Genomic DNA, 21,783 nt, shown 5'->3' with positions numbered 1-21,783 from the left:
CGCAGGAGACGAGGGGATGGCTGTCGGATTCGGTGAGAGACCGTGCGCGGGCGCACCGTCGTCCGCGATCCTGGAGCCGACGTCGCATCCTCCCACTCACGAGAGGAAGACTCCTAAGTGTCCCCTGCCACACCCGCCCCCGAGCACGGGGGCGCGGCGCTCGAACTCCTCGTCCACGGAGTCGGCGGAGCCACCCCCCAGTCCATGCTCGACGACCCCAGGACCGTCCGGGTCACCGGCGACGAGACCGCCGCCGTCCACCGGCGCGCCGACGACCTCGACGCCGAGGACCATCCCGGGCGGCACGCGGCCGGGCCGGTGCCGGAGGCGTACGTCTGGTCCAACCTCACCTCCGGCGACGGCGCCCGCGCCCTCTGGCTGCTGCTCCTGCCGTTCATGGTCGTCAACCTCGCCCACTGGATGCGGCCGCCCGCCCCCGAACGCCCCGGTCTCGTCCGGCTCTACGGCCTCCTCGTCCGCCTCCTCGCCCTCAGCCTCACCGTGCTGCTCACCGCCGCCGTGTGCGAGGTCGCCCTCGACCTGACGGCCTGGCAGTGCGCGGGCACCACCGCCTGCGCCGACGGCCGGGCCTGGCTCGGCTTCGTCTCGGCCGACCGGGCCGGCTGGTGGTCGGGGCCCGGCCGCCGCCTCGCCCTCGCCGCCGTCCTCCCCGCCGCGCTCGTCGCCCTGCTCTGGTACCTCTCCCGCCGCACCTGGAGCGCGTACGAGGCCCAGCGCCCGCCCACGAGCGACGCGCCCGCACCCACGGAGACACCCGCACCCGCCGAGGCGTCCGACGACCCGCGGCCCGCGCTCGGGCGGCCCGGCTTCTGGTACGGGAGGCGGCTCGTCGCCCGGCTGCGCGCGGCGCACACCGCCGCCGGGTTCCTCACCGTCGCGGGCGCCCTGGCCGTCGCCCCCGCCCGCCACGACACCGGCGGGCTCGCCGCCACCGGACTCGCCCTGCGGGCCGCCCTCGCGGTGTGCGCCGCGCTCGTGCTGTGGGCCGTCTGCGGCCGGGGGCGCAGCGAACGCAAGCTCGACCAGCGGGTCGAGAGCGCCCTCGTCACCCGGCTGCCCGCCGCCGCGCTCGGCCTGCTCGCGCTGACCGTCCTGCACACCGGCTGGGCCCGGCCCGGCTGGACTTCCGCCGGCACCCTTCCCGGAAGCGCGGTCTTCGGGATGCTGACCGTCGCCCAGGGCGGCCTCGTCGTCGCCCTCGGCGCCGTGGCCCTGCTGCTCCAGCGGGCGCGGCGCGACTCCCGTACGGCCCTCGCCGGACTCGGCGGGCCGGCCACCGCGATGCTGGCCTGCGCGCTGGCCGGGGTGATGTCCGGCGGCGTCGCCCAGTGGGTCGCGGACCGGCTCGACGGCGGGGCCACCCCCGGCACCGGCGGCAGCCCGCTCGCCGGACCGCCCGTCCTGCTCAGCTGGCAGGCGTCCGTCATCCCCGTCCTGCTCCTGCTGCTGCTCGTGCCCGCCGCCCTCCTCGGCGTCCGCACCGCGCTCGCCGCCCGCCGGCTGCGGGCCGCCGTCGAGGCCGACTACGCCGCCGAGCGCCCCGATCCGGTCCGTACCGGCCAGATCGCCGCGAGCCGCGCCCGCGCCTCGCTCACCGACTCGGCCCCCGTCCTCATCGGTGTCGTCTCCGGCACCACCCTGCTGCTCGGCGCGGCCTCCGTCGCCGGCGCCTGGGCCAGCGACCAGGTCCCCGGCAGCGCCTTCTCCGGCGCCCACCCCGCGATCGCCGCGCTCGCCACCACCACCCAGGCGCTCGGCTCCTGGATGATCGGCTTCGGCTTCCTGCTCTTCGTGACCTGGGGCCGCCGCGCCTACCGCGACGCCCACGCCCGCCGCACCATCGGCATCCTCTGGGACGTCGGCACCTTCTGGCCGCGCGCCGCCCACCCCTTCGCGCCGCCCTGCTACGCCGAGCGGGCGGTGCCCGACCTCACCTGGCGGATGCGTTCCTGGACCGGGCACACCGGCGGCCGGCTCGTCATCTCCGGCCACTCCCAGGGCAGCGTCCTCGCCGCCGCGGCCGTCTGGCAGCTGCCGTCGGCCACCCGCGCCCGGGTCGCCCTGCTCACCTACGGCTCCCCGCTGGAACGGCTCTACGGCCGCTGGTTCCCCGCCTACTTCGGCCCCGACGCGCTGCGCGGCCTGCACCGCGCGGTGCACTGCTGGACCAATCTTCACCGGGCCACCGACCCCATCGGCGGCCCGGTCCGCGTCCCGGCCGAGGACGGCCGCCCGGGCGTCGACGCCCCGGTGCTGCGCGACCCGGTCGCGTACGGGCGCACCCGCGACCACCCGCTGCCCGAACCGCTCCTCGGCCACTCCGACTACCAGGCCGACCCCGGTTTCGCGATCTGCCGGGCGGCGCTCCTGGACCGGCTGCTGCCCGCGCTGCCCCGGCAGCGAGGCGTCGACGAGGCGGCGGATCAGGGGAGTTCGGGCAGGTCCTCCGGGTAGAGCAGGGTCAGGTCGTCGGTGCTCGCCTCGGCGAGCACCGCGACGCGGCCCGCGTGCCGCTCGACCATCGACTCGAAGGTCTGGCGCGCCGTCCGCCCGTTGCCGAACGCCGGGCCCTTCGGCAGCTTCTCGAAGTACCTGAGGAGGGCGTCGTCCGCGCCCTCCGCGAGCCGGTACTCGTGCTCGTCGGTCTGCTGCCGCACGATCCGCAGCAGCTCCTCCGGGGTGTAGTCACCGAAGCTGATGGTCCGTGAGAAGCGGGACGCCACACCGGGGTTGACGGTCAGGAACCGCTCCATCTCGGCGGTGTAGCCGGCGACGATGACCACCACCGCGTCCCGGTGGTCCTCCATCAGCTTCACCAGGGTGTCGATCGCCTCGCGCCCGAAGTCCCGGCCCGAGTCCTCCGGCGACAGCGCGTACGCCTCGTCGACGAACAGGACGCCGCCGCGCGCCCGGTCGAACGCCTCCTGGGTGCGGATCGCCGTCGAGCCGATGTGCTCGCCGACCAGGTCCACCCGGGAGACCTCCACGAGGTGCCCGCGCTCCAGGACGCCGAGCGAGGCGAGGATCTCGCCGTAGAGGCGGGCGACGGTGGTCTTGCCGGTGCCCGGGTTGCCGGTGAAGACGAGGTGGCGGCGGACCGAGGCGGCCTTCAGACCGGCCTCCTGCCGCTTGCGGCCCACCTCGATCATGTTGGTCAGCGTCCGCACCTCGTGCTTCACGCTGTCCAGGCCGACCAGCCCGTCGAGGGCGCCGAGCACGTCCTCCGAGGACCGGGGGGCGGGCACGGCGGCGGACGCCGGCGCGGGTGCCGGTGCCGGAGCGGCGGCGGTACGCGGCGGGGGATAGGCGCCGAGCAGGCCGGGCGAGTGCTGGGCCGCCGTCAGGACCGGCGCCGCCGGGGCGGGCTCGGGCACCGGCGGGGTGCGGACCGCGCTCTCGTCGCCGGTGCAGTCCTCGGCGACGGGACCGTCCTCGGGGAACTCGTACCCGCCGCGCGCGCACCGCTCGGTCCGGCAGCGGCGCAGCACGGTGCGGCAGCCGTCCATCACGTGGAAGCCGTAGCCGCCGCTGCCGGTGACCCGGCAGCCGTGGAAGGTGCCGCGGCCCTCCGCCGACACGTAGAAACCGGCCTCGGCGGGGGAGGTGACGACACAGCGCTCCACCGTGGGGTCGGCGCCCTTGGTGACGATGACGCCCGTCTGCACCGCGTCGATCGTGCAGTTGGCGAGGGTGCCGCCGCTGCCGTGGTCGCGGAACCAGGCGCCGGTGGACGCCTCCTTGATCCGGCAGTCGTCGAGCTGGGCGGTGGCGCCGTCGCTCACCGACACGGCGGTGTTGCGCACCTGGGTGAGATCGCTGTCCACGACGTCCACCCGGGAGCCGCGGTCGAGCACGAACAGCGCGTCGGGCACGTCGTGCACGCGGCAGGCGTCGAGGACGGCGCTCGCCCCGTCGCTCACCCACACCGCGGGGTAGTCGCCGGTGCTGTCGTGGATCTCGCACTGATGGGCGTCCACGCGCGTGCCGGGGTCCCAGACGGAGAGGCCGTTGCGCCCGAAGCGGCGCACCGTCGAGCGGGTCAGCGTGAGCACCGAACGGGACCGCAGGTCCACCGCGTTCTCCGGCACGTCGTGGATGTCGCAGTCGGAGAGCGTCAGGACGGCGTCCGTGTCCAGGGTGACGCCGTCGGCGGAGGTGCGGTGGACGGAGGAGTCCACGAGGTGCGCGCTGCCGCGGGCGGCGATCTGCAGTCCGGCGCCCTTGATCTCGTACACCTCGCAGCCGACGCCTTCCAGGCCGCTGCCCTCGCCGGTGACGGCGATCCCGGCGCCGGAGGCGTGGTGCACCCGGCAGCGTTCGAGCCGGGGATGGGCCCCGCCGCGCACCGACACCCCGGCCTGGCCGGCGGAGACGACCTCGCACTCCTCGAAGACGCCGCCGGCGCCGTCGACGGTCGCGATGCCGACGCCGGCCGGGTTGTCCACGGTGCAGCGGCGGACGGTGGGGCGGGCCTGCCCGCGCACCTCGATCCCGGCGGCGGAGCGGGTCATGATCCGCAGGTCGAGCAGTTCCGGCGTGCCGTCCTCGACGAGCAGCGCCGGCGCCGCCACGTCCTGGCCCTCGATGTGCAGGTCCTGCACGATCGCGGACGCGCGCAGGGTCAGCGGCACGCCGTCCGGCGGCGCGATCCGCACCGGCCCCGCGCCGTCCTCGGGGCCCCGCAGGGTCACCGCCCGGGTCACGACGAGGTTCTCGCGGTAGGTGCCGGGCGCGACGGTGAGGACGTCGCCGTCACCGGCCGCCTCCAGGGCGGCGGCGAGGGTGGCGTACTCGCCCGTGCGGCGCCGCCACCGCGACGTGCCGGTGTGCGTCACCTGGACCGTGCCGTGTGCCATGGGTGTGCTCTGCCCCCGCCTCGTGCGATGGGATCCAGGATCCGGTCCCCGCCGCGTGCGATGGGATCCTGGATCCGGTCTCAGTGGGATCCAGGATCCGGTCTCCTGGATGGTGGATCCGATGCCCCACCGTAGCGCGCGTGGAGGCGCGGGGTTGACGGGTCGTCGTGCCGCACCCGTACGGGGCACGGAAGCCTTGGTTCCGGTCGTCGTCAGCTGCCGGTGCCGGTGCGGCCCCAGTCGGGGCCGACCGACGCCCAGGCGCGGTCCAGGCGCGCGTACCGGCGGAAGGTCAGCCGTCGCATCACGAGCCGGCGGACGAGCTCGACGCCGAGTCCGGCGAGGACGGCCGCCGTCAGGCCGGCGACGAAGGCGTGGGCGCGGGCGGTGTCGCGGGCCAGGGGGGCGGGGACGGCACGGCCGTCCCGGTCGGTCCAGAGCGGGAAGGTGTCGCCGGGCGTGGCGCTGGCCCGGGAGGTGGTGACGGTTCCCGTGCGGGAGGTGCCGTCGGGCGCGGTCCAGCGGGCCACCACCGCGCGCCGGAAGCGCTGTTCGGCCGTCTGGCCGCCGGATCCGGTGGCGCCGGGCGGTGTGGGGGCGGGGCGGAGGACCCGGGCGGTGGTCTCGATCCGTCCCTGCTGCTGGGCGCGGACCGCGCGCTGGAGGGACGCCTGGGCGGAGGAGCCGGCCGCCCAGCCGGCCAGGGGCACCGCCACGCACAGCACGACGACGGCGATGAGCGCCACCCACGCCTCGACCAGGTCCGTCGTCCGGCGCAGGGGATTGCGCCGCCAGCGCCAGAGTCCGGTGATCGCACGCATACCGGAACCCCCTCGTTCGTCGTTCCTCGGACGAGTCTGCCCGGGGGACGCCGGGTTCGCCTGTCGAGAGCCGAGGGGGAAGGGGCGGCCGGGGGAGCCGGGCAGGGTGGAGGTGCCGGGCAGGGTGGGGGAGCCGGGCTGGTCAAGGGCGCCGGGCCGGTCAAGGGCGCCGGGCCGGTCAAGGAAGCCGGGACGGCCGGGGGAGTCCGGCCGGCCGGTCGAGGGGGCCGTGTCAGTCGAGGATCTTCACCGGGTCGCCGACGCGGACGGTGCCGCGGTGTTCGGGGACGAGGTTCTGGCCGAAGACGAGCTTGCCGTTCAGCTTCCGGTGGGCCCCCAGCGTCCGCAGCGGCTCCTTGCCGCGCCGGGCGGTGGTCTGGTCGGTGGTGGTCACCACGCACCGGCCGCACGGCTTGGCCACCCGGAAGGTCACCTCGCCCACGGTCAGGCGGGTCCATCCGTCCTCCGCCCACGGCTCGGTCCCGCCGACGACCAGGTTCGGCCGGAAGCGGCTCATGGGCAGCGGGCCCTCGCTCGCGTGGTCGCCCCGCGCGATCAGGGCGTTGAGGGCGTCGATGGAGGCGGCGGAGGTGACGAGCAGCGGGTAGCCGTCGGCGAGGCTGACGGTCTCTCCGGGGAGCGCGTAGGCGGGATCGACGGGGCGCCGGTGCTCCGGCGCGTCCAGGTGCACCAGGCGCGCGTCCGTCTCCAGGAAGGCGGAGAACCAGGCGGCCGCGGCATCGCCGGCGGGGACCGTCTCCACGGGCGTGTCGAAGACGTCCGCGGTGACCGTGACCGAGGGCTCCGGCACCGGGACCACGAGCGGTTCCCGACCGGGCGCCGTCAGCCGCAGGCCGCCGTCGGCGAGGGGTTCGGCGGTCGCGAGGGCGAGCCGGGGGTGGCGGCGCTGGGTCATGACCGTGCCCCGGGCGTCGACGACGGCCCAGCGGCGGTCGTGCGCGAGGCCCCAGGGCTGCACCTCCGCCTCCGTGCGGTCGAGCGCCCGGAGGGCCTTCACCGGGTGGACGTGGACGGAGCGGAGGACGGGATCAGACATGTCCTCATCCTGCCAGCCGCTCCGTCCCCGGTGGACCTGACTCGCGCGCTCCGTCAGTAACCGCCGCCCTGGTAGGGACGGTTGTACGGGTCCTGGTACGGCGCGGGGGCCGGGACCGGCGCCGGCGCGGGACGCGGGGCGGCCGGGCGCATGGCCTCGTAGCCGCCGGCCATCGGGCGGGCGGGCTGCGGGACCGGACCGCCCGGGTAGCCGCGCTGCGGCGCGGGCTGCTGCGGGATGTACGGCGTGGGCGCCGGCTGCAGCGGCGCGGGGGCCATCTGCGGGGCCGGCTGCGGGTATCCGTACCCACCGCCCTGGTAGACGGGCGCCTGCTGGGGGGACGGCGCCGACGGGAGGGCCGGAAGGGCCGCCGGCAGCGCCGGCAGGTAGGAGCCCGTAGGGGCGGGCGCCGGGTAGCCGACGGGGGCCGGGTAGCCGGTGGGGGCCTCGTACGCGGCGGGCACTCGGATCGGGGCGATCTGAGGCGTGCCCCGCTCCGCGACCAGGGAGTCGTAGATAGGGGTGTCCGGGAAGGACGGCGCGGTGTGGTAACCGCCTCCATAGCTGGAGCGGGGGGAGGTCATGGCACATAAGTTAAGCCCACGATCTGCCGATTGGGGAGCCTGCTCAACACCTTCTTTGACAGGCTTCTGACGGGCATGGATCCCCAACCAGAGCGAACATGTCAAAAACGGGCACGTTTCTGTCCCATGATCGCGTAAAACCCGAGCTGGGAGGGGGTTACCGGCGGGTCTTCCGGGTCGGCGGCGAGAACCACTCCCGGTATGAAGAACAGATAAAGAAAAAGCGACCGGAAGGAGTGACAGAAGTGATCTTGGGTATGCCGAATCGTCAATCCCGCGCCTCGGCGTACCTTGCGCACGCGCCGAATTCGCCGCGTTACTCCCCGTGTCGGGAAGCGAATTCCCCGTCCCCGGGGGCGGCGCCGCCGGAGGCGCCGCCCCCGGAGTGGACGCGCCCCTTCCACGCCCCGCCGCGCCCCCGGTAGTGCAGCACCGCCGAATCGACCGTCATCAGCAGATAGAGGAAGGCGGTGAACGGCAGCAGCGGCGCCGCCCACGGAGACCGGCCGTAGTAGCGGAGCATCGGCAGGTACGTCCCCGCCATCACCGCCCACGCCGCCCCGCCGGCCCACGCGGCCGGCGCGTCCCCGGCCACCGCGCCCGCCACCAGCGCGAACGGCGGCACCAGATAGACGAGCGCGAGCCCGGCCACCGTCCCCAGGAGCAGCAGCGGGTCGTACCGCAGCTGGGCGTACGCGCTCCGCGCCACCATCCGCCACAGCTCCCCGAGCCCCGGGTACGGGCGCACCGAGTCCACCCGCTCGGCGAGGCCCAGCCAGATCCGGCCCCCGGCCGCCCGCACCGCCCGTGCCAGCGCCACGTCGTCGATGACCGCCGTACGGATCGCGTCCGGCACCCCGGCCGCCACCGCCGTCTCCGTCCGCAGCAGCACACAGCCCCCGGCCGCCGCCGTCGCCCGCGGCCGCTCGGCGTTGATCCACCGGAACGGATACAGCTGGGCGAAGAAGTAGACGAACGCCGGGACGACCAGCCGCTCCCAGCCGCCCGCCACCCGCAGTCGCGCCATCTGCGAGACCAGGTCCCGGTCGTCGCCCCGCGCCGCGGCCACCAGGCGCCGCAGACTGTCCGGCTCGTGCGCGATGTCCGCGTCCGTCAGGAGCAGGAACTCGGGCCCACGCGCGCGTGCCAGCGCCATCCCGTGCCGCAGCGCCCACAGCTTCCCCGTCCACCCCGGCGCGGGTTCCCCCGGCGACACCACCGTCAGCGGCAGCCCGCCGTGGCGCGCGGCCAGGTCGACGGCGAGGCGGCCGGTCCCGTCCGTGCTCCCGTCGTCGACCAGGATCACCTCCGCCCGGCCCGGATAGTCCTGGGCCAGCAGCGACGGCAGGCTCAGCGGCAGGACGCCGGCCTCGTCCCGCGCGGGCACCACCACCACGACACCGGGCCACTCCTCCGGTCCTCCGCGCGCGGAGGACCGGCACGCGCGCGTGCCGGTCCGCGGCAGGCGCTGGTCCGTGCGCCAGAAGAAGCCCTGGCCGAGCAGGAGCCAGACCCAGACGGCCAGGGAGGCGGACGCGAACCAGGCGAGGATGCTCATTTGCCGCAGTCTGCCCCAGAACGGCGGGGACATGAGGGCCATCGGCTAGGGTGACCGGGTGAAGATCGCGCTCATGGACTCCGGAATCGGCCTCCTCCCGGCAGCCGCCGCGGTGCGCCGGCTGCGCCCGGACGCCGAGCTGCTGCTCTCCAACGATCCCGACGGCATGCCGTGGGGACCGCGTACCGCCGAAGACCTCACCGGGCGCGCGCTCGCCGTCGCCCGCGCCGCCGCCGCCCACCGGCCGGACGCGCTGATCGTGGCCTGCAACACCGCCTCCGTCCACGCCCTGCCCGCCCTGCGCGCCGCCCTCGAACCGGCGATCCCGGTCATCGGCACCGTCCCCGCGATCAAGCCGGCCGCCGCGGCCGGCGGCAAGGTCGCCATCTGGGCGACCCCCGCCACCACCGGCAGCCCCTACCAGCGCGGACTCATCCGCGAGTTCGCCGCCGGCGCCGAGGTCACCGAGGTGCCCTGCCCCGGCCTCGCCGACGCGGTCGAGCACGCCGACCCCGAGGCCATCGACCGGGCCGTCACCGCCGCCGCCGCGCTCACCCCGCCGGACGTCCGTGCGCTCGTCCTCGGCTGCACCCATTACGAGCTCGTCGAGGACCGCATCCTCGCCGCCCTGACCCCCCGCCGCCGCCCCGGGCTGCCCCCGGTCGTCTTCCACGGCTCCGCAGGCGCCGTCGCCGCCCAGGCCCTCCGCCGCGTCGGCGCCGAACCCGCCCCCGCCGCCGCCCCCACCGGCACCCTCTCCGTCCTCCTCAGCGGCCGCCCCGGCCCCCTCCCGGCCGCCGCCCTCGACTACGCCGCGGGCCGCCTCCTCGCGGCCGCGCCCGCGCCCACGCCCTGACCGCTCACCCCGGGTGACCTGCCCTGGCCGCTCACTCTTGGTGACCGGACGGCTCCGCTCCGACGCGCTGAACCCGGCATCGCTGGGTAATCTTCCCGATATGAGGCAATCCAGGCGGCAGCACGCCGGCGGGCCACAGCCCGCCGTGTGGACCGGCCGCGCCACCAACCGCTTCCAGTGGATCGCCGCCCTCGCGGGAGCCGCCTTCATGGCGCTCGGCATCACCATCGCCGTCGAATCCGCCTGGACCTCCGGCATCCTGGCCCTCGTCATGGCCGTCGTCGGCTGCGTCGCCGCCGGACTCCTCGTCCTCTTCGGCACCCTCGCCTTCGTCCACGTGGAGGTCCGCGTCGACGACCGCGCCATGGAGGTCCGCTGCGGACACATCGGCGTCCCGCGCCGCACCATCCCCTTCACCGAGGTCCTCGACGCCGACTACGCCCCCACCGTCACCCCCCGCCACTGGGGCGGCTGGGGCTACCGCTGGCGCCCCGACCGCGGCACCGCCGTCGTCGTCCGCCGCGGCGAGGGCCTGGTGCTCCGGCTCGCCGACGGACGCACCTTCACCGTCACCGTCGACGGCGCCGAGGGCGCGGTCGACTCCATCCGCGACCACCTCCGCCGCCCCGCCCCGCCCCAGACCCCCGCCGGCGCCTGACCGGCACGCGCGCGTACGGGTGGGACCGATCGACCGGTCCGGACGCCCGGCCCGCCGCCGTACCGTGCCGGACAAGGCGTCAACAGGCACGCCCCGTACACTCCGCAAGGTGAGCACCACCATCACTCCCGAAGCCGCCGGCGACGCCTCCGCCGACGAGGACCGGCCGCGCCGCTTCGGTACGGCCGCGCGCTTCCTCCGCCCCGGGGCGGCCCTGCTCTCCGGCGTCCTGCTCTACCTGAGCTTCCCGCCGCGCCCCCTGTGGTGGCTCGCGCTGCCGGCCTTCGCCCTCCTCGGCTGGAGCCTGTACGGGCGCCGCCTCCGCGCGGGCTTCGGCCTCGGATACCTCGCCGGGCTCGGCTTCCTCCTGCCGCTCCTCATCTGGACCGGGGAGGAGGTCGGCCCCGTGCCGTGGGTCGCCCTCGCCGCCGTCGAGGCCCTCTTCGTCGCCGCCGTCGGACTCGGCGTCGCCGCCGTCTCCCGGCTCCCCTGGTGGCCCGTCTTCGCCGCCGGCGTCTGGATCCTCGGCGAGGCCGCACGCGCGCGCGTGCCCTTCGGCGGCTTCCCCTGGGGCAAGATCGCCTTCGGCCAGGCCGACGGCGTCTTCCTGCCCCTCGCCGCCGTCGGCGGCACCCCGGTGCTCGGCTTCGCGGTCGCCCTCTGCGGCTTCGGCCTCTACGAGGCCGTCCGCCTCGTCCGCCTCCACCGCGCCACCGGCAGCGTCCCGCGCGGACCGCTCGCCGCCGCCGCGCTCTCCGTCCTCGTCCCCGTGACGGGCGCCCTCGCCGCCCTGCCGCTCGTCAGCAACACCGCCGAGGACGGCACCGCCACCGTCGCCGCCATCCAGGGCAACGTCCCCCGGCTCGGCCTCGACTTCAACGCCCAGCGCCGCCAGGTCCTCGACAACCACGCGGCCCGCACCCGCGAGCTCGCCGAGGAGGTGAAGGCCGGCACCCGGCCCCAGCCGGACTTCGTCCTCTGGCCGGAGAACTCCTCCGACATCGACCCCTACGCCAACCCCGACGCCGCCGCCGTCATCCAGGGCGCCGTCGACGCCGTCAAGGCGCCCACCGTCATCGGCGCCGTCATCTCCCCGCCCACCGGGAAGCTCCGCAACACCCTCATCCAGTGGGAACCCGGCCGCGGACCCGTCGCCACCTACGACAAGCGGCACGTCCAGCCCTTCGGCGAGTACATCCCGCTGCGGCCGCTCGTACGGATCTTCAACAGCAACGTGGACCGCGTGGCCCGCGACTTCGGCGCCGGCGACGAGGTCGGCGTCTTCGACCTCGCCGGCACCAAGGTCGGCCTCGCCACCTGCTACGAGGCCGCCTTCGACTGGGCCGTCCGCGACACCGTCACCCACGGCGCGCAGCTGCTCACCGTCCCCAGCAACAACGCCACCTTCGGCCGCAGCGAGATGACCTACCAGCAGCTCGCCATGTCCCGGGTGCGGGCCGTCGAGCACAGCCGCGCCGTCGTCGTGCCGGTCACCAGCGGCGTCAGCGCCGTGATCCGCCCCGACGGCGAGATCGTGTCGAGCACCGGGATGTTCACCCCGGACTACCTCGTCGAGGAAGTGCCCCTGCGCTCCACGCAGACCCCCGCCACCCGGCTCGGCACCCTCCCGGAGGCCCTGCTCGCCGCCGTCGCCGCCGCCGGACTCGGCTGGGCCGCCACCCGCGCCGTACGGGCCCGCCGCGCACGGGCCTGAGCCCTCGGACCGCTCCGGCGGATGATCTAGGGTCGGGCCCATGGCGACCCCTGACTTCATCCGAGAACTCCGCAAGACCGCCGGGCACCAGCTGCTCTTCCTGCCCGGCGTCAGCGCCGTCGTGTTCGACGACCGGGGCCGGGTCCTGCTGGGACGGCGCGCCGACACCGGGGCGTGGGCCGTGATCGGCGGCATCGTCGAACCGGGGGAGCAGCCCGCCGACTGCGCCGTCCGCGAGGTCGAGGAGGAGACCGGGGTCCTGTGCGTGCCCGAGCGGATCCTCCTCGTCGAGACCCTGCGCAAGCCCGTCGTCTACGCCAACGGCGACATCTGCCAGTACCTGGACGTGGCCTTCGCCTGCCGGGCCGTCGGCGGCGAGGCCAGGGTCAACGACGACGAGTCCATCGACGTCGGCTGGTTCGACCTCGACGCCCTTCCCGAGATGAGGGGCTTCTCGCACCGGCGGATCGACAAGGCGCTCGCCGACGAACCCACCTGGTTCCGCACGGCACACGGCCGCTGAGCCGGGGGCCGGGCTGGGCCGTGGGCCGTGGGCCGTGGGCCGGCTTCGGGAAGTCGGAGGGGGATGCGGGGGCCGGGGAGCTGGACGCCGGGCGCCCGCGGCGGGGCCTGGGGCCGGGGGCTACGAGCCGCGAGCCGGAGCCGTGAGCCTGGGCGCGGGGGACTGGGGCGGGGTGGCGGGACCGCCCCGGCCCGGGTTGTCCACAGGAGCCGTCCACAGGGCTGGCGCGGGCCCGCCCTCGCCGGGTATCCCTGTCCCATGTCCCACGAACACGTCTCCTACCTGGAACTCCTCGCCCGGGGAGCCGCCACGGAGGCATACGACCGGCCCGTGCTCCTGGCCCGCGCGAGCGGCGCGGGCCCCGAGACGCTGGCCGGTCTCGAGGAGGCCAAACAGCTCGCCCTGCGCGTCCGCGCCGAGCTGGAGGGCCGGCGCCGCCGCGAGGCCGAGCTGTCCGCGCTCTTCGCGACCGCCCACGACCTCGCGGGACTCCGCGACCTCGACGCGGTGCTGCGCGCCATCGTCCAGCGCGCCCGCGCCCTCCTCGGCACCGAGGTCGCCTATCTGAGCCTCAACGACCCGGCGGCCGGGGACACCTACATGCGGGTCACCGAGGGCTCCGTCTCCGCCCGCTTCCAGCAGCTCAGACTGGGCATGGGCGAAGGACTCGGCGGCCTCGTCGCCCAGACCGCCCGCCCCTACGTCACCGACGACTACTTCGACGACGAGCGCTTCCAGCACACCCGCACCATCGACACCGCCGTCCGCGACGAGGGACTGGTCGCCATCCTCGGCGTGCCGCTCACCCTCGGCAGCCAGGTCATCGGGGTGCTCTTCGCCGCCGACCGGCGGGCCCGGGTCTTCGAGCGCGAGCAGGTCGCCCTCCTCGGCTCCTTCGCCGCCCACGCGGCCGTCGCCATCGACACCGCCAACCTGCTCGCCGAGACCCGCTCCGCCCTCGCCGAACTGGAGCGGGCCAACGACATCATCCGCGCCCACAGCGCCGGCATCGAGCGCGCCGCCGAGGTCCACGACCGGCTCTCCGAGCTGGTCCTGCGCGGCGGCGGCGTCCACGACGTCACCGAGGCCGTCTCCGAGGTCCTCGGGGGCACCGTCGAGTTCACCGAGACCACCGCCGGCGCCGTCCGCCGCGCGGGCGGGCACGCGGTCCGCGCCGGCGACGACTGGGTCGCCGCCGTCTCCGCGGGCGGCGAGCACCTCGGCGCGCTCGTCCTGCGCGGCAGGCCCGGCCTCGACCCCGTCGACCTGCGCACCCTGGAGCGGGCCGCGCTCGTCACCTCCCTGCTCCTGCTCGCCCGCCGCTCGGCGGGCGAGGCCGAGCAGCGGGTACGGGGCGAGCTGCTCGACGACCTCCTCGACGCCCCCGACCGCGACCGGCGCCTGCTCCGCGAGCGCGCCGCCCGCCTCCGTACCGACAGCGACGCCCCGCACGTCGTCCTCGCCGCACGCGTCGACCGGGCCGGCCGCGACGGCGGCACCGAACCGCCCGGCCGCGAGGGCGCCGACCGGCAGCGGCTCTCGTCCGCCGCCTCCCACCTCGCCGCCACCCGCCGCGGCCTCGCCTCCGCCCGCGACGGCGGTACGGTCCTCCTGCTGCCGCTGGGCCCCGGCGAGGACGCCGCCGAACTGGCCCGCCAGACCGCCGCGCACCTGGGCGGCGCCCTGCGGGAGCCGGTCACCGTCGGCGCCTCCGCACCCGTACGGGACCCGCTCGACCACCCGGACCGGGTTGCGGGCGCCTACCAGGAGGCCCGCCGCTGCCTCGACGCGCTCGGGCTGCTGCACCGCGCGGGCGAGGGCGCGGCGGCCGAGGACCTCGGCTTCCTGGGGCTGCTCCTCGCCGACAGCCGGGACATCGGCGGCTTCGTGGAGCGCACCATCGGCCAGGTCGTCGCCTACGACGCGCGCCGGGGCACCGACCTGCTGCGCACCCTGGACGCCTACTTCGCCAGCGGCATGAGCCCGGCCCGCACCAAGGACGACCTGCACGTCCACGTGAACACGGTGGCGCAGCGGCTGGAGCGGGTGGGCCGCCTCCTCGGCCCGGACTGGCAGGCGCCGTCCCGCGCCCTGGAGATACAACTGGCGCTGCGCCTGCACGCCCTCGCGTCCCCGCCGGCCCGCCGGTGACCGCCGGGCCGCGGCCGGGTGTCGGTGACCCGGAGTGTCCGGCGCGCCGCGCCGTGTCGTCGCCCTGCGGGGCCGAAGCGTGCTACGGTGGACTTGTTGCAGTTGTGGTACCCATGAACCTATGTGCGCCTGACCGGAATGTTTTTCCGCAGGCGCATATTTCGTTTTACCGGCATCTCCGGATGGGGCCTCTGCCTTACAGAAGGAGAACGTCATGGCACAGGGAACCGTGAAGTGGTTCAACTCGGAGAAGGGCTTCGGCTTCATCGAGCAGGACGGTGGCGGCCCCGACGTCTTCGCCCACTACTCGAACATCGCCACCCAGGGCTTCCGTGAGCTCCAGGAGGGCCAGCGGGTCTCGTTCGACGTCACGCAGGGCCAGAAGGGCCCGCAGGCGGAGAACATCGTCCCCGCCTGATCACCGGACGCCAGTCCGTCGCTCACCGGGGTCCGCACCGTCACGGTGCGGACCCCGGTTTGTGCTGTTCGAAGAAAGGCAGAGAACCCTATGTCCCGCAGGCCCAGGAAGCCGAACAAGCGCGGCTCGAACCCCTCGGCTCCGGCCTCGTCCCCGGCCTCGCCCGCCGAGTTCCGGATGCCGGAGAGCGCCACGCCCGCCCTCCCCGCCGCGGAGGACTTCGCCTCCCTGGACATGCCCGCGGGGCTGCTGGCGACCCTCACCGCCCAGGGCGTGACCACGCCCTTCCCCATCCAGGGCGCCACCCTGCCCGACTCGCTCGCCGGCCGTGACGTGCTGGCTCGGGGGCGTACCGGCTCCGGCAAGACCCTCGCCTTCGGCCTGGCCCTGCTGGCGCGCACGGCGGGGCTGCGCGCGCAGCCCAAGGCGCCGCTCGCGCTCGTGCTGGTGCCGACCCGCGAGCTGGCGCAGCAGGTCACGGACGCCCTGGCGCCCTACGCGACCGCCGTGAACGTACGCCTCGCCACCATCGTCGGCGGGCTGTCGATCACCAAGCAGGCGACCACGCTGCGGCGCGGTGCCGAAGTGGTCGTCGCGAGCCCCGGCCGCCTGAACGACCTGGTCGAGCGGGGGGACTGCGTCCTCGACGACGTCCGCATCACGGTGCTGGACGAAGCCGACCAGATGACCGACATGGGCTTCCTGCCGCAGATCACCAAGCTGATCAAGCAGGTGCGGCCCGACGGGCAGCGGATGCTCTTCTCCGCCACCCTGGACCGCAACATCGACCAGCTGGTGAAGCGCTTCCTCACCGACCCGGTGGTGCACTCGGTCGACCCGTCGGCCGGTGCGGTGACCACGATGGAGCACCACGTCCTCCACGTGCAGGACGTGACCGACAAGAAGGCCGTCACCACGCGGATCGCGGCCAGGGACGGCCGGGTCATCCTCTTCCTCGACACCAAGCGCTCGGCGGACCGGCTGGCCAAGCGCCTGCTGTCCGTCGGCGTCCGCGCGGCGGCCCTGCACGGCGGCCGGACGCAGCCGCAGCGGAACCGGACCCTGGAGCAGTTCAAGACCGGCCAGGTCACGGCGCTGGTGGCGACGAACGTCGCGGCCCGCGGCATCCACATCGACGACCTCGACCTGGTCGTGAACGTGGACCCGCCGGCCGACCACAAGGACTACCTCCACCGCGGCGGCCGCACGGCCCGGGCCGGCGGTTCCGGCAGCGTCGTGACGCTGGTCCTGCCGGAGCAGAAGCACGAGTTCAGCCGGCTCATGAAGGACGCGGGCATCGCCCCGCGGACGACCCGACTGAAGTCCAGCGACGAGGAGCTGGCCACCCTCACCGGCGCCCGTGAGCCGTCCGGCGTCGCGGTCACCATCGAGGTGCCCCAGCCCGCCGCGCCCGCGGCCTCCCGCTCCGCCCGCGGGGCCTCCGCCGAAGGCGGCCGCCCGTCCCGGCGGCGTCGCGGCGGTGGCGGCGGCGCGGCGGCGTCGGCCGAGGCCCCCGCGCGTACGGGCGGGCGCGGCACCGGCCGCCGTACCGCCGGTACGGGTGGTGCCGCCGGTTCCGGCGGTACGAAGGCCGCTGCCGGCGGCAGGTCCGCCGCGGCGGCGAAGTCCACCGCCGGCGCCACCGCCGGCGGCCGCGCCCCCTCCCGGCGTACGGGATCCGGCGTGGCGGCCAAGGGCGGCGACGCCGTCGCGAAGTCCGGCGGCCGGGGCGCCGACCGCCGTCCCCGCCGCCGCGCCTCCGCCCAGGGCGGCACGTCGGAGCGCTGACGGCACCCGCAGGACGAGCACCGCACGGGCCCGGTTCCCCTCACGGGGGCCGGGCCCGTCCGCGTCTCGGGGCCGGGGCGTCAGTCGAGGTAGTCGGCGACGAGCTCGGCGAACGCCTCAGGAGCCAGGACCTCCACACCGAGCCTCTCGGCGGCGACCGCCTTCGAGCTCGGCTTGCCGCCCGCGCCGGGCGCGGAGACCAGACAGCTGGTCCCGGAGTTGACGCCGCTGCCGGCCCGGCCCCCGGCCCGCTCGATGAGCTCGCTCATCCGGGAGCGGCTGTACGAGGCCAAGGGGCCGGTCATCTTCCCGGTGACCACCACCGTCATACCGGCCAGCGGGCCCTCGGCGGGCGTGGAGCCGTCGGCCGCCGCGCCGTCGGCCGCGGGCCCGGCGGACGGACCGGGCCGCTCGGGCTCGGTCATGTTGACGCCCGCGGCGATCAGCTTGTCGACGACGGGCGCGAGGGCGGCCAGCTCGGCGACGACCACCGGCGCCTTCTCCGGACCGATGCCCTCGACGGCCAGCAGGTCCTCGGCGCTCGCCGCCCGGATCGCCTCCATCGTGCCGAAGTGGTCCGCGAGCCGCCGCGACATGCGGCGGCCGGTGCCCCGGATGCCGAGGGCGCAGAACACCCGGCTGAGCGGGCGGCTGCGGGCCAGCGCGAACTGCTCGGCGAGCTTCGCGCCGCGCCGGGCGCTGCCCGCCGCGGCCGACAGCTGTTCCTCGGTGAGGGTGAAGAGGTCCGCCACGTCCGTGACCAGGCCGGAGTCGATCAGCGCCTTCACATAGGTCCTGCCCAGGCCGTCGATGTCCAGGACGTCCCGCCCGGCCGCGTACTCGATCAGCGGGGCGAGGGCGCACCCCGCGCCCTTCGCGCACCGCCAGCGCTCCTGGCTCTTGTCGATCCCGCCCCCGCAGTTCGGGCAGACGGCCGGCAGCGGGACGGGCTCGGCGCCCTCCGGCCGGAGCTCCACGACGGGCGCCTGGACGCGCGGGATGATGTCGCCGGCCTTGTGGACCGTGACCGTGTCGCCGAGGTGGAGGCCGCGGCGGGCGATGTCGGCCGGATTGTGCAGGGTGGCGCGGGAGACGGTGGAGCCGTCGATCTCGACCGGGTCGAGGACGGCGGTCGGCGCGAGCACGCCCGTGCGGCCCACCTCCCACACGACGTCCCGCAGCACCGTCTGGCGCTCCACCGCCGACAGCTTGTAGGCGATCGCCCAGTAGGGGAAGCGGCTGCCGAGCCCGGCCTCGGCCTGCTCCGCCGCGCTGTTCGCCTTCACGACCACGCCGTCGATGCCGAACGGCAGCCCCGCGCGCAGCGCGCCGATCGCGTCCACCCGCTCCTGAGCCTCGGCGATGGTGTCCACCACGTGCAGCCCGGCGGGGGTGTCCGCCGTCGTCCGGACGCCGGCCGCGGAGACCGCGGCCAGGACCTCGGCGTGCGTCGCGCCGGCGGGGAGAAACGATCCGCCGTCCAGCTCGGCGGCGCCGTACGCCCAGAACGTCATCTCCAGCCGGTACGGCCGGTCCTTCGCCCGCAGCGTGCCCGCCACCGCGTTCCGCGGGTTCGCGAACGGCGCCCCGCCGTGCGCCGCGCGCACCTCCTGCGCCGTCTCGAACTGCTCGCGGGTGAACAGCACCTCGCCGCGCACCTCGAAGGTCACCGGCTCCGCCAGCCGCTCGGGCAGGCCGACGACCGAGCCCACGACATGGCTGACGTCCTCGCCGTGCGTGCCGTCGCCACGGGTGACGACCTGGGTGAGCCGCCCGTCCCGGTACCGGGCGGCGACGGCCGCCCCGTCCAGCTTCGGCTCGACCGTGAACCCGCCCTCGACGTCCCGGCCGAGGCGCCGGCGGAGCGAGGCGTCCCACGCGAGCAGCTGCTCGGGCCCGAAGACGTTGTCGAGGCTGAGCAGCCGCGTGGTGTGCGCGACGTCGCCCTCCGGCGCGGCGCCGTCGGCGACGAGACCCGTCGGGGAGGCCGCGGCCTCGCCCGGGTGCTCCGCCTCCCAGGCGAGCACGGCCAGCCGCAGCGCGTCGTACGACGCGTCGTCCAGGGGGCTGTTCTCCCCGGCGTAGTAGGCGCGCGACGCGGCACGCAGCCGACCGAGCGCGTCCTCGTACGCGACGGATCCGGACAGGACAAGGGGCGCCTCGACGGCGGGAGATGCGGTCATGGGTCCATCCTTGCGTGGGGGTCTGACAACGCCCTTCCGGCAGGCGGGCGGGCAGGTGGGCGGGCGGCCGGCAAGGCTCGGCGCGGTCGTTCGGACGGGACGAAACCGGGTGGGGCGAGCTCGTCCGTGGCCTCTACGATCCCGGAGTGCGTCCGACGTCGAATCCGCCCACGGGTCCCCTCCCTTCCTCTTCCCTCCCGCCCGCCCCGGTTCCCGCCGGCCCCGAGGCCGCGTTGCGACTGGCCGCAGCGGGCGGGCCGCCGCCCGGGTGGCGGGAGTGGCCGGACGAGGTTCTGGTGCCGGCGGTGCGGGTCGCGCTGTCGGCGGCGGAACTCGCACGGGATCCCGGGGCGTTGGCCCGCGCGCGGCGGGACGAGGTGCTGTACCAGGCCCTGCGGGGTCTCGACGTCGCCGCCGTCGTGGACGCCGGCGCGCTCGTCGGGGAGCTGGCGGGCAGCGGGGACGCCGTTCTGGAGGCGGAAGCCGTGCGGCTGGCCGGGGCCGGGCTGCGTACGCGGGTCCTCGGACCGGCCTTCGTACGGCAGACGCTGACCGGGCTGCTCGGGTCGAGCGCCGGATCCGTGGTGAACGCCGCGCTCGCCGCGCTCGCCGAACCCTGGGCCGCCGTCGAGCCGTTGCCGCCCGCCCGCCTCGCCGGGCTCCTCGGCCCGGTCACCGGCGACGCCGCGCTCACCGCGGCGGCCGCGCACGGGGCGGCCGCCGTGCTGTGGCGGGCCGCCGGCGATCCGGACCAGGCGCCCGGCGTACGGAGGCGCGCCCTGGCGCTGTACGGGGAGACCGCGCGGCGCGACGACGTGCGCGCCGTCCTGGAGCTCGCGGGGGAGGACCCGCTGCTGCTCGCCGGTCCCGCGGTCGACTGCCTGCGCGCGATGCACCGGCGCGGCCACTTCGTCACCGACCCGGACGTCCCGGCCGTGCTGGCCCTCGCGCTCGCCGACCACACCGTCCCGGCCCGCACCGTGGCGACCGTCCTCTTCACCGCCCGGCGCGCACTGCTGCGCCTGCTGGTCGACACCGCCCCGGACGATCCCCGGTGGCCGCGCCGGCTCGAACTGCTCGTCGCCCTGGACGCGCAGGGCGTCGGCGGCCTGCCGGTCGCTGCCGAGATCGCCCGCGTCCTGCCGCGGGCCCCCGCCCCCGGTCCGTTCCTGCGCGCCCTGCGCGCGCTCCGCGACCCCGCGACCGAGGACGCCGTCCTCGCCGCCCTCCCGCACGCCCCCGCCGACGCGCTCGACGCGCTGGAGGCCGTCGGCGGAGAGCGAACGGTACGCCTCCTGACCGCGGCCCTCGGCCTCGACGGCGTCGGGAGGGACGGCGGAGGATCGGATGGAGGCGGAGGGGACAGCGCCGGGAGGGACGGCTCTGGGGCGGACGGCGTGGGGGCGGATGACGCCGGGTCGGACGGCCCTGGCGCGGACGGCTCCCGGTCCGATGGCGCCGGATCGGATGGCGTTGGGAGGGACGGCTCCGGGGCGGAAGGCTCTGGGTCGGACGGCTCTGGATCGGGTGACGCCGGGTTGGATGGCTCCGGCGCGGTCGGCGCCGGGTCGGATGGCGCCGGGGCGGATGGTTCCAGGGCGGTCGGTGTCAGGACGGACGCCGGTGGACTGCCCTCGCCCGCGCGGGTCGAGTGTGCGGTGCGGGCCTTTCGGGGGCGGGTCCTGGAGTTGGTCTGGCTGCTGGCCGTGGATCCCGGGACGCGGCGCCGGCTGCTCGGTCGGGTGGACGCCGCCGAGCTGCCCGCCCGGATGGCCGCCGACCTCGGCGGCCCCGACGAACGCGAACTCGCCCTCCTCGCCGCGCACCTGGACCCGGCCCGGCCCGCCGCCGCCCTCGCCCGGCTCGCCGCGCACGCGGCGCCCGGCCTCCTGCCCGTCCTCGCCGACCTGCTGCTGCGGGTCGCCGGGGAAGCCGCCTCGGCCTGGGAACCCGGCGGCACGGCGCCCGTACCCGGAGCGGAACCCGTGGTGCCGCCCGAGGCCGACGAGGCGCTGCGCGGCCTCGGCCGGCGGCTGTACGAGCGCGGCCGGATCCGGCCGGTGTGCCTGCTCGACGCCCCCGACGCCGACGCGGCCGGACAGGCGCTCGTCGCCGATCTGACCCTCGGCCTGCTCGACCGGCCCGGTCTCACGGCGGGCGAACAAACCGTGCTGCTCCGCCTGCTGACCGACCTCCCCCGCGCGCCCCACGCCACGGTCCGGCGCCGCGTACACCCCCTCCTGCGCCACCCGGACCCGCACGTGCGCAAGCACGTCGTCGTCCTCCTCGCGCGCGACACGGACGGCGACGGCGTCGAGGCCGTGTCGGCGACGCTGCTCGCGCTGACCGGACCGGACCGCGACCCGCAGACCGTACGCCGCACGGTCGAGGCCCTGGGCGGCGCCGGGGCCCGCTGGGCCTCCGACGCGATCGCCGCCTGCCTCGACCACCCGACCATGAACATCCGCAAGACGGCCGCCCGGGCCCTGGCCACCGCCGGCACCGCCCGGGCCGTACCCCACCTCCTCCGCCGCCTCGGCCACGACGACAACCCCGGCCTGCGCACGCTCCTCCTCGACGCGCTCCGCGCCCTGC

General features: G+C 76.0%; 14 protein-coding genes and 1 pseudogene. 9 read left to right on the top strand and 6 right to left on the bottom strand.

From position 1 onward, the window contains the following. Positions 1-117: 117 nt before the first annotated feature. Positions 118-2,475, top strand: a complete 2,358-nt coding sequence (locus ACIGHB_RS12525) for a hypothetical protein (RefSeq protein WP_399912231.1) — start codon at positions 118-120, stop codon at positions 2,473-2,475. Here ACIGHB_RS12525 and ACIGHB_RS12520 read toward each other — a convergent pair. From ACIGHB_RS12520 to ACIGHB_RS12500, 5 genes are all read right to left on the bottom strand, one after another. After that, a complete protein-coding gene (locus tag ACIGHB_RS12520; RefSeq protein WP_399912228.1) occupies positions 2,445-4,877 on the bottom strand; it encodes a right-handed parallel beta-helix repeat-containing protein in 2,433 nt (810 codons plus the stop codon). The two genes, ACIGHB_RS12525 and ACIGHB_RS12520, sit on opposite strands and share 31 nt — an antisense overlap. A gap of 212 nt (positions 4,878-5,089) precedes the next feature. Further along, a complete protein-coding gene (locus ACIGHB_RS12515; RefSeq protein WP_399912225.1) occupies positions 5,090-5,698 on the bottom strand; it encodes a hypothetical protein in 609 nt (202 codons plus the stop codon). A 232-nt stretch (positions 5,699-5,930) separates the two neighbouring features. Beyond that, entirely contained in the window at positions 5,931-6,755 is an 825-nt protein-coding gene (locus tag ACIGHB_RS12510; RefSeq protein ID WP_399912222.1) for an MOSC domain-containing protein, read from the bottom strand. 53 nt (positions 6,756-6,808) lie between these two features. Further along, the gene (locus tag ACIGHB_RS12505) at positions 6,809-7,339 is read right to left on the bottom strand and encodes a DUF6643 family protein (protein ID WP_360311485.1); all 531 of its coding nucleotides are present in this window, start codon (positions 7,337-7,339) and stop codon (positions 6,809-6,811) included. Between the two features lie 316 nt (positions 7,340-7,655). Beyond that, on the bottom strand, positions 7,656-8,897 hold the full coding sequence (locus tag ACIGHB_RS12500; protein WP_399912219.1) for a glycosyltransferase: 1,242 nt from the start codon (positions 8,895-8,897) through the stop codon (positions 7,656-7,658). A gap of 58 nt (positions 8,898-8,955) precedes the next feature. Here ACIGHB_RS12500 and ACIGHB_RS12495 point away from each other — a divergent pair, with 58 nt between their 5' ends. The 7 genes from ACIGHB_RS12495 to ACIGHB_RS12465 all read left to right on the top strand — a co-directional run bounded on the left by ACIGHB_RS12495 (position 8,956) and on the right by ACIGHB_RS12465 (position 17,005). Then, complete coding sequence (locus tag ACIGHB_RS12495; protein WP_399912216.1) at positions 8,956-9,753, top strand: glutamate racemase; 798 nt, start codon at positions 8,956-8,958, stop codon at positions 9,751-9,753. Between the two features lie 100 nt (positions 9,754-9,853). Next, entirely contained in the window at positions 9,854-10,411 is a 558-nt protein-coding gene (locus ACIGHB_RS12490; RefSeq protein WP_399912213.1) for a hypothetical protein, read from the top strand. A gap of 109 nt (positions 10,412-10,520) precedes the next feature. Continuing rightward, positions 10,521-12,125, top strand: coding sequence for an apolipoprotein N-acyltransferase (gene lnt, locus ACIGHB_RS12485; protein ID WP_399912210.1), 1,605 nt, complete (start codon positions 10,521-10,523; stop codon positions 12,123-12,125). A gap of 40 nt (positions 12,126-12,165) precedes the next feature. Next, positions 12,166-12,648: an NUDIX domain-containing protein gene (locus tag ACIGHB_RS12480; protein WP_360311497.1), complete on the top strand. Its 483-nt coding sequence runs from the start codon at positions 12,166-12,168 to the stop codon at positions 12,646-12,648. A gap of 258 nt (positions 12,649-12,906) precedes the next feature. Continuing rightward, positions 12,907-14,799, top strand: a complete 1,893-nt coding sequence (locus ACIGHB_RS12475; RefSeq protein WP_399912208.1) for a helix-turn-helix domain-containing protein — start codon at positions 12,907-12,909, stop codon at positions 14,797-14,799. A 214-nt stretch (positions 14,800-15,013) separates the two neighbouring features. Then, complete coding sequence (locus ACIGHB_RS12470) at positions 15,014-15,217, top strand: cold-shock protein (RefSeq protein WP_007502648.1); 204 nt, start codon at positions 15,014-15,016, stop codon at positions 15,215-15,217. Between the two features lie 90 nt (positions 15,218-15,307). Further along, a complete protein-coding gene (locus ACIGHB_RS12465; RefSeq protein WP_399912205.1) occupies positions 15,308-17,005 on the top strand; it encodes a DEAD/DEAH box helicase in 1,698 nt (565 codons plus the stop codon). Positions 17,006-17,085: 80 nt separating this feature from the next. On the opposite strand, the gene ligA is transcribed toward ACIGHB_RS12465, so the two are convergent. Further along, positions 17,086-19,188, bottom strand: coding sequence for an NAD-dependent DNA ligase LigA (gene ligA, locus ACIGHB_RS12460; protein ID WP_399912202.1), 2,103 nt, complete (start codon positions 19,186-19,188; stop codon positions 17,086-17,088). 890 nt (positions 19,189-20,078) lie between these two features. On the opposite strand from ligA, the pseudogene ACIGHB_RS12455 reads away from it, so the two are divergent. Next, positions 20,079-21,716, top strand: a pseudogene (locus tag ACIGHB_RS12455) (HEAT repeat domain-containing protein); the annotation flags it as partial. Between the last annotated feature and the right edge of the window lie 67 nt (positions 21,717-21,783).

The organism is Streptomyces sp. NPDC085460 (genome assembly GCF_044541975.1).
Classification (GTDB): Bacteria; Actinomycetota; Actinomycetes; order Streptomycetales; family Streptomycetaceae; genus Streptomyces.
This window is presented reverse-complemented; position numbering and strand designations above follow the sequence as displayed.